The organism is Nocardia carnea (assembly GCF_029868325.1).
In the GTDB taxonomy this organism is placed as follows: domain Bacteria; phylum Actinomycetota; class Actinomycetes; order Mycobacteriales; family Mycobacteriaceae; genus Nocardia; species Nocardia carnea_C.
In genome coordinates, this window is record NZ_JARWNW010000067.1 from 1 (window position 1) to 7,476 (window position 7,476).

6 protein-coding genes are annotated in these 7,476 nt (G+C 70.2%); 2 read left to right on the plus strand and 4 right to left on the minus strand.

Features of this window, described 5'->3' with window-relative positions; all coding sequences use genetic code 11:
- Positions 1-844: 844 nt before the first annotated feature.
- Entirely contained in the window at positions 845-1,405 is a 561-nt protein-coding gene (locus tag QH196_RS03860; RefSeq protein ID WP_280414350.1) for a hypothetical protein, read from the plus strand.
- Between the two features lie 77 nt (positions 1,406-1,482).
- Here the strand turns inward: QH196_RS03860 and QH196_RS03865 are convergent, their stop codons facing one another.
- A complete protein-coding gene (locus QH196_RS03865) occupies positions 1,483-2,364 on the minus strand; it encodes an alpha/beta fold hydrolase (RefSeq protein ID WP_280414351.1) in 882 nt (293 codons plus the stop codon).
- Between the two features lie 150 nt (positions 2,365-2,514).
- On the opposite strand from QH196_RS03865, the gene QH196_RS03870 reads away from it, so the two are divergent.
- Entirely contained in the window at positions 2,515-3,270 is a 756-nt protein-coding gene (locus QH196_RS03870) for an SDR family oxidoreductase (protein WP_280414352.1), read from the plus strand.
- A gap of 287 nt (positions 3,271-3,557) precedes the next feature.
- Here QH196_RS03870 and QH196_RS03875 read toward each other — a convergent pair whose 3' ends face one another.
- Genes QH196_RS03875 through QH196_RS03885 form a run of 3 tightly spaced genes read right to left on the minus strand, consistent with a single transcriptional unit; the run spans position 3,558 to position 7,160 of the window.
- Complete coding sequence (locus tag QH196_RS03875; RefSeq protein WP_280414353.1) at positions 3,558-4,016, minus strand: MarR family winged helix-turn-helix transcriptional regulator; 459 nt, start codon at positions 4,014-4,016, stop codon at positions 3,558-3,560.
- Between the two features lie 14 nt (positions 4,017-4,030).
- Complete coding sequence (locus tag QH196_RS03880) at positions 4,031-4,666, minus strand: type 1 glutamine amidotransferase family protein (RefSeq protein ID WP_280414354.1); 636 nt, start codon at positions 4,664-4,666, stop codon at positions 4,031-4,033.
- Positions 4,667-4,706: 40 nt separating this feature from the next.
- Entirely contained in the window at positions 4,707-7,160 is a 2,454-nt protein-coding gene (locus tag QH196_RS03885) for a CaiB/BaiF CoA-transferase family protein (RefSeq protein ID WP_280414355.1), read from the minus strand.
- Positions 7,161-7,476 lie beyond the last annotated feature (316 nt).

Below are 7,476 nucleotides of genomic sequence, written 5' to 3' on the forward strand. Positions count from 1 at the left end.
GCTTGCGGGCCGGCCCGAACCCGCCACCCCCCCCCCCCCGCCAAAGGGGGGGGGTTGGGGGGGTGGCGCGTTTTATATATTAAAAGAGTAACCCCACACCCCCCCGCCCCCCCCGCCCGGCGGGGCGCCGCCCCCCGCCCGCCCGGAAGCGCTGCCGGACGCATCCGGTGCGCGGCCCCGTATGGGTATGGCGTTCGTTCCGCGGCAGGACCATTCGGATGCGTCCGCGGGCGAGTTCGATACGACCGGCTTCGACGGGCCGGAGACGGATACGGATGCGGATGTCGAGCGGAGCGGTTCGGCGGAGCAGCCGCTGTCGGCTTCGGACGACCGGCCGGGGAGGGGGCCACAGCAATCGGCCCCCTGGAGCGGTGCGACGTCGACGGCGGAACGGCCGCTGCCGGTGGATCGGGTTTCGGATCACATGCCGGGCCCCGGGGTATCCGCGGCAGCCGACACCCGATCCGGGCGGCAGGCGGGCATGGTGCGGCTGCGCGGCCTACGCGGACTACTCACCCGGACCACAGCGGGAGGAGCGGAAAGTGCGCTGCGCCCGGGTGTACGCGATGCGCCGGCGCGCGAGGAGGATTCGCCGGTTTCGGCCGGGAAGTCTCGAATCGGTGGGGAAACACCCCGTCCGGGAGTGACGTCCGGAGGCCCGGCCGAACGACCGGCGACCCGGACCCCTGGGCGCGGAGGGCGCAGCTCCACACGTGTCGCGGTAGGTGTCCGGCGACACCAGGCGCCGGGGACCGAAGCCGGGCGACCGGGGGAGAAGGCGGGCGGTGGCCGTGGTGCGCGGTATGCGGCGGCACTCGGGGCGGCGGGGGCGGTGCTGGCGTTGGTGGCCGGCACTGTGTTCGCGGCGTCCGGGTTCGCCCGGTTCGAGGTGGCGGAGTACGGCGCCCTCTGCCACAACAGGGGCGGGACGACGGTCGCCGCGCCGTATGCGGCGGCGGGGCCCAGTCCTGTGCATCTGGCCGGTGAGCTGTCCGAGATCACCACGTTCGGACCGTCGGCGATCTGGCATCCCGTCGACGCGCGCTCGGTGCAGCTGGTGGCCTGCGTATCGGAGGGGCGGCTCGGGGAGCTCGTACGGACCTGCCAGTATCCACCCGCGCCCGGTCATCCGGTCGGCCGGACGCTGAACCTGTTCGCGATGGCGTACCGGCTCAGCGTGTACGAGGCCCGGACCGGGAACCGGCTGGCGGCGATCGACCTCACCGGCGAACAGTTCGCGGACGACCCGGCGGTGACGGAATCGGACGAATGCCGGGCGGCCACCGGCGCGCCGGAGGACGGGCTACCGGGGCGGCGGCACAGCCGGTTGTCGCATCAGCAGATCCAGCGTGCGCTCGCGCCGTTCGTGACTCCGGCGGCTCCGCATATCCAGGCGGCTCGCTGATCGGTCGTGGGCCGGCGTACCCGCGGCTGTCGCCGCCGCCGACACCGACTCCGGCCGCGGGCCGATGGGCGCTCGGTTCAGGAGGTTTCCGGGCGATCGAGAACCTCGCGCAGGACGGCGGCGAACGCCTCGGGCTCGCCGGTCATTCCGAATTCGCCGCCGGTGAAGCCCGCGTGTCCGCCCGGGAAGACGACGGCCTCGTCGCCGAGTGCGGCGGCGAAGGCGATGGCAGCGCGGGCACACAGTTCGCCGGCCGAGGCACGGCCCGTCCCGAGCACGATCCGGGTGGAAGCGGCGGCGAGCGCCGCGAGATCGTGTTCGTGGCCGCAGCAGGACAGCAGATGCGGGCCCACCATCGGGTCGTTGCGGGAGCCGTCGTCGGATGTGGGCAGGTCGAACTGGGCGGGGTCGGGGGAAGGCCGGTCGGTGTAGTCGGCGGGCAGCGGGCCACGGTGTGAGATCAGGGTGATGAATTTCGCCATGGCAGGGCCGAGCCCGGCCCGCTGGTAGGTGGCGGTGATATCGGTGGAGACGGCGAGTATCCGGTCGCGGTCGGGCAGGAATTGGACGGTCGGCGGTTCGTGTGCGACCAGGGTGCGTACCAGTTCGCCGTGCCGGGCCACGAGCGTGAGCGCGTTGACCGCGCCGCCGCTGCTGCCCAGGATATCGACCGGTCCGGCCGCGAGCGCTTCGATGATGCGGCGGATATCGTCCGCGTGTTCCTCGGGTGTGCCGGAGGTGGTGCCGTCGTCGCGGATGCTGCGGCCGACACCGCGCGGGTCATAGGTCACCACGGGCCGGTCGGTGAAGTATTCCGCCAGGGTGCCGAAGCCGGTCGCTTCCATCGGCGAGCCCACCATCAGCAGTGGGGTGAGCTCACGTCCGTGCAGGTCGCCGCGGATATCGTAGGTGAGGGTCGCGCCGGAGGCGGCCAGTGTGCGGGTTTCGATATCGGTCATCGCAGTCCTTCGGGAGGTCGGGGGACATATCTGCAGACGGTGCCGGCGGCGCGAATTGATCGGTGGGTCGCCGGGGTGCGGGCTACGCTCGGGCTCGTCGTCCACTGCCGCGCCGTGATCGGTGCGGCCGACTCCAGGAGATGCGCTACCGTGGCCAAAGGTTCGATTCTCATCACCGGCGCCAGTTCTGGTCTGGGCGCCGAGATGGCGCGCCAGTTCGCCGCGCTCGGTTACGACCTGGCCCTGTGCGCCCGCCGGACCGAACGACTCGGCGAACTCGCCGCCGAGATCGCCGGCGCCTATCCGGCGGTGCGGGTCCGGACGGCTGTCCTGGACGTGACCGATTTCGATGCCGTGCCGCGGGTGTTCGACGAGTTCGCGGCCGAGTTCGGCCGTCTGGACCGGGTGATCGTCAACGCGGGTCTCGGAAAAGGTGTGCCGTTCGGAAAGGGTGGTGACCGGCCGAATCGCCAGACCGCGGTCACCAATTTCCTCGGCGCCATGGCACAGATGGAAGCGGCCATGAAGATCTTCCGGGCACAGGGCGGTGGTCACCTCGTGATGATTTCGTCGATTTCCGCGCTGCGCGGGATGCCCAAGACGATGACCAGCTATGCGGCGAGCAAGGCCGGGGTGGCGGCCATGGCCGAAGGTATTGCCGCGGAAGGGGTTCCGGGGGTGGATGTTTCCATCATCTTCCCGGGCTATATCGCCTCGGAGATGAACGAGAAGGCCGCCCATCCGCCGAAATTCCTGGTCGATACCCAGACCGGTGTGCGTTCGATGGTGTCGGCGATCGAGAAGCGCCGGTTCAAGGCCTACACCCCGGCGTGGCCGTGGGTTCCGTTCGCTTACGCCATGAAGGTGTTACCCCTGCCGATCGTGCGCCGGATCGCCGGTATCTGAACCGGCGCCGGTCGGCAAGTCGGCAAGGGGCAGGTCGCCCGCAGACCGGCGTGCTGCCCGCGCGGTGCCGGTACTCCGTTGAACGTTCCAGGAGGCCGGGATCTTGCCTATGCAGCCCGCGCGTAGTTGGCGGAGGTGCGGTTCGTTTTCGGCGGTGTGTAGACCGGGCGGTGCTCCGGTACCGCACCGCCGTCCACGACTCGGCACGTCGGTCCGTGGCGGTCCTGGGCACCGAAGCGGCACCGATGCGGACACCGGGACCTGGGGCCGGTGCCGCCGGAGGGGTGCTAACGCGGTTCGCCGGTGACCTCGATAGCGTCGACGGCGGCCGACAGTTCGGCGAGCGCCTGGACGATGTCGGTCAGCCGTTCCGCGCCCAGCTGCTTCGCGAGGCGGGCGGCGAATTCGGCGTGCTGCGGTCCGATACGGTCGATCGCCGCCTGGCCTGCCGCGGTGACGGCCACCAGTTTCGCGCGCCGGTGTGCCGGATTGGGCCGGTATTCGGCGAGGCCGCGGTCCACGAGCAGATCCGCGATCCGCTGGACGCTCTGGCGGGTCACGCCCATGGTGCGGGCGATACCGGCCACCGGTAGCGGTTGGTGCAGGACCGCACCGAGAACCTGCCACCATGCGGCGGTGAGACCGGCGGGCTCGGCCAGCTTCTCGGCCAGGGCGAGGAACTGGCCGTTGAGCCGGAACGAGGTGATGGCGGCGGTGCTGAACAACTGCTGTTCGGAGTTCTCCATTGCGGGCGCCGGGGTCAGACTGTGGCCTGCCGGGCTTCGTATTCCGCCAGGACCGCGTAACCGGCCGGGTCGCCCTGGCCGAACAGCCGGTACCAGCCGTCGAGCACGGCGGGTTCGTAGAGGTCCAGGGCGGCGAGTACTTCGCGGGCGAATTCGAACGGTGCGGTCGAGTTGGCGGTGATGACGCCGCGGTCGGTGACGGCCGGTTCATCGGTGTAATGATTGCCGCCGGAGTAACCGCTGGCAGCCAGATATTCGGCGATGTTGCTGGTGTGCGCACGGTCGTCGAGCAACCCGGCCGCGGCGAGCCCGAACGTCGCGCCGCAGATCGCCGCGACCGGTACTCCCGCGGCGGTGAACTCGCGGGCTTTGTCCGCGAAGGCGCTCAGATCGCCGCTGTCCCAGCCGTCGGCGCCGGGCAGGATGAGCATGGCGCTGTCGGCAGGGGACAGATCGGCCAGCGCGAGGTCGGGCAGGATCCGCATTCCACCCATCGTGGTGACCGGTTCGGTACCGGCGCCGACCGTGCGGATGCGGTACCGCCCGGGTTCGCGGTGCCAGTTGCCGTTGTTGATATGTGCGGTGGCCGCGCCGACCTCCCAGTCCGCGAGGGTGTCGTACACGGCCAGGTGAACGGTCTTCGTAGGCATGACAATATCCTGTCAAAATGACAGCATATTGTCAATAGTGTCAGAGGTCAGGGGCTCCGCCGACCACCTTGTCCTTTTCGAAGGCGGCGATCTCCTGCGCCGAGTACCCGAGTTCGCGCAGCACCGCGTCGTTGTCCTGTCCCAGCAACGGAGCGTGCGCGCGGTGATAGCGCGCCGGGCCCGCGGAGAAGCGGGCGGGAACCGTGCTGTGGCGTGCGGTGGGATTGATCGGATGGGGGACCGGTTCGAAGAAGTTCCGGTGGCCGAGCTGGGGGATCTCGGTCTGCCGGTGCGGTTGCCGGACCTCGGCGACCGGAACACCCGCCGCCCAGAGCACATCGACGATCTCGCCGGCCGGGCGGCCGGCGCACCAGGCGGACAGGTGCTTGTCGATATCGTCGTGATGGGCGCGGCGACCCGCGGCCGTACGCAACTCGGGTGCCGATGCCCAGCCGGGTTCACCCAATGCCGTTATGAGTGCCACCCATTGCTCGTCGGTCGCGACGGCCACGGCGACCCAGTTGTCGGGCCGGCCGAATTCGTCGACCCCGGCCGCGCGGTACAGATTCTGCGGCGCCGCGTGCGGCCCCCGGTTACCGTCGCGTTCCAGCAGTTTGCCGTAGGCGGAGGATTCGATGACCTGTTCGGCGGTGATGTTGAGCGCCGCGTCCACCATGGCCGCCTCCACGAGCATGCCCGCGCCGGTGCGCCTGCGGTGTTCCAGGGCGAGCAGTAAACCGACCAGCGCATGCACGCCGGCATTCGGGTCGCCGAGGCTGTAGGGCTCGACGGGGTTCTGATCGGGATAACCGGTGCGCCAGGTCAGCCCGGAGGCATCCTCGATCACGTAGGCGAATGCCGGATTGTCCCGCCACGGCCCGTCGAGTCCGAAACCCGGCATGCGGACCATGATCGCGTCGGGGCGCAGGGTACGGACGGTGTCGTAGTCGAGGCCGATCTGTTCGATCACCCGCGGGGTGTAGTTCTCCACGAGCACATCGCAGGACGCGACGAGGCGGCGCAGGATCTCGCGGCCGGCGTCGGTGCGGAAATCGACGGTGATCCCGCGTTTGTTCGTATTGAGGCCGGAGAAGATCCCGGATTTCTCCCACCACCGGTCCTCGTCGACCGGGATACCCGCGATGAGCCGGGTGCCGTCGGGGCGCTGGGCCGATTCCACATGGATCACTTCGGCGCCCTGCAGCGCCAGGTAGTGGGTGCAGGACGGGCCGGCCCAGAAGGTGGTCATATCGAGCACGCGCAGACCCGCGAACGGAAGTGGCGCTGCGGCGCCGGTGGGTGACCGGCGGGCAGCGGAGTCGGCAGGATGCCTGCGGGCAGTACCTGCGGTCTGTCGATAGTGGTCTGTGTGTTCGCCGAGAGCCGGCGCCGGTTCGGGGGAACGCAGCAGCGCGGGGGTGGTCCGGAACGGCGGGCCCGGTTGGACGAATCCGGACCGGGGGTTCACGGTGAAGAACTCCCGGGCCCGGTGCTGGTCGATCTCGGTGACATCGGCGCCGCTGACCACGGGACTGTTGGGAATCCGGAATGCCGTGGCCAGTTCCCGTATTTCGGCCACCGTATGCTCGGCGAACCAGGCGGCGATCTCGCCGGCCTTCTCGTTGGTGCGTTCGGTGATCGCGGGGGTGGGGTCCTCGTCGATCCATTCCGGATGACCCACCATGACGCACAGATCGAACCACTGCTGCGCGGTACCGCAGCCCACCGCGATGAGCCCGTCGGCTGCGGTGGCGACGCCGGGCCGGCTCAGCCGGCGCTGAGTGCGGAAGGGCCGGTTCACGGTGTCGTAGAAGGAAACCGGGTAGTACGACAGCCCCAGGATCTGGGTTTCCAGCATCGACAGATCGACGAGTTCACCGGTCCCGGTGCGCAGGGCGCGGTGCCGGGCGGTCAGGGTCGCGGCTACGGCGTGGGCGCCGGCGAACCATTCACCCACTTCACCGCCGATATGGATCGGTGCCCGCTCCGGAGCGCCACGACCCAGGCCGACAATGCCCCCGGACCAGGCCTGCAAGGTGAACTCGGTGGCGGGCCGCCCCGCCCACGGGCCGTCGAGACCGAACGGGGTGATCGCGGTGACCACGAGTTGGGGGTGGCGTTCCCGCAGTTCCGCCGGTGCGAAATGCGGATCGTCGCCGGGGCCACCGCCGGGCGACCAGACGACGGCGTCGGCGTCGGTGAGCAGCGCGTCGAGCATATCGCGGTCCTGCGCGCGAGACGGATCGACGACGACGCTGTGCCCCGCCCCGGCGAGGAACTGGAACAGCGCGCCGTCGACGCCCGGCTCCGGCGTCGCGTCCGAGGATGTCCGACGGCGGAGGGCAACTCCCTGCGTCGGCTCCGCGAAAATGATCCGGGCACCGGCGTCGGCGAGCAGCTTCGTGCAGTAGAAGCCGCCGATACCACCGGCCAGTGTGACGACGGTGTATCCGTCGAGCACCCCGTCCCCGGCACGACCGTCGTCGGGTGCCACGTCTTGCTTCGCAACGGTGTCACTTCTGCCGCGCTCGGTATGGGTGCGCGAGCCGCTCGCCGGCGGCTCGGCGGTGGGCTCCTGATGCATGTGGGCTCGCTTCCCGCTGGGCGGTAGGGCGAACGGCCCTCCGCAGGATTTTCGACGGCCGGTCACCGTCGGCGGCTATGCCACCCACGGACCTGGTAAGTGAGGTGCCGGGACGCTCGAGTTGCCCGGGCCCGCCCCGCCGGGCGGGCGACCCGCCGGGGGGGAGCGCGCGCGCCCGCGGCGGTGGGGCGGGGGGGCCGGGTGGCAATTGTGACAATTAGTCTTT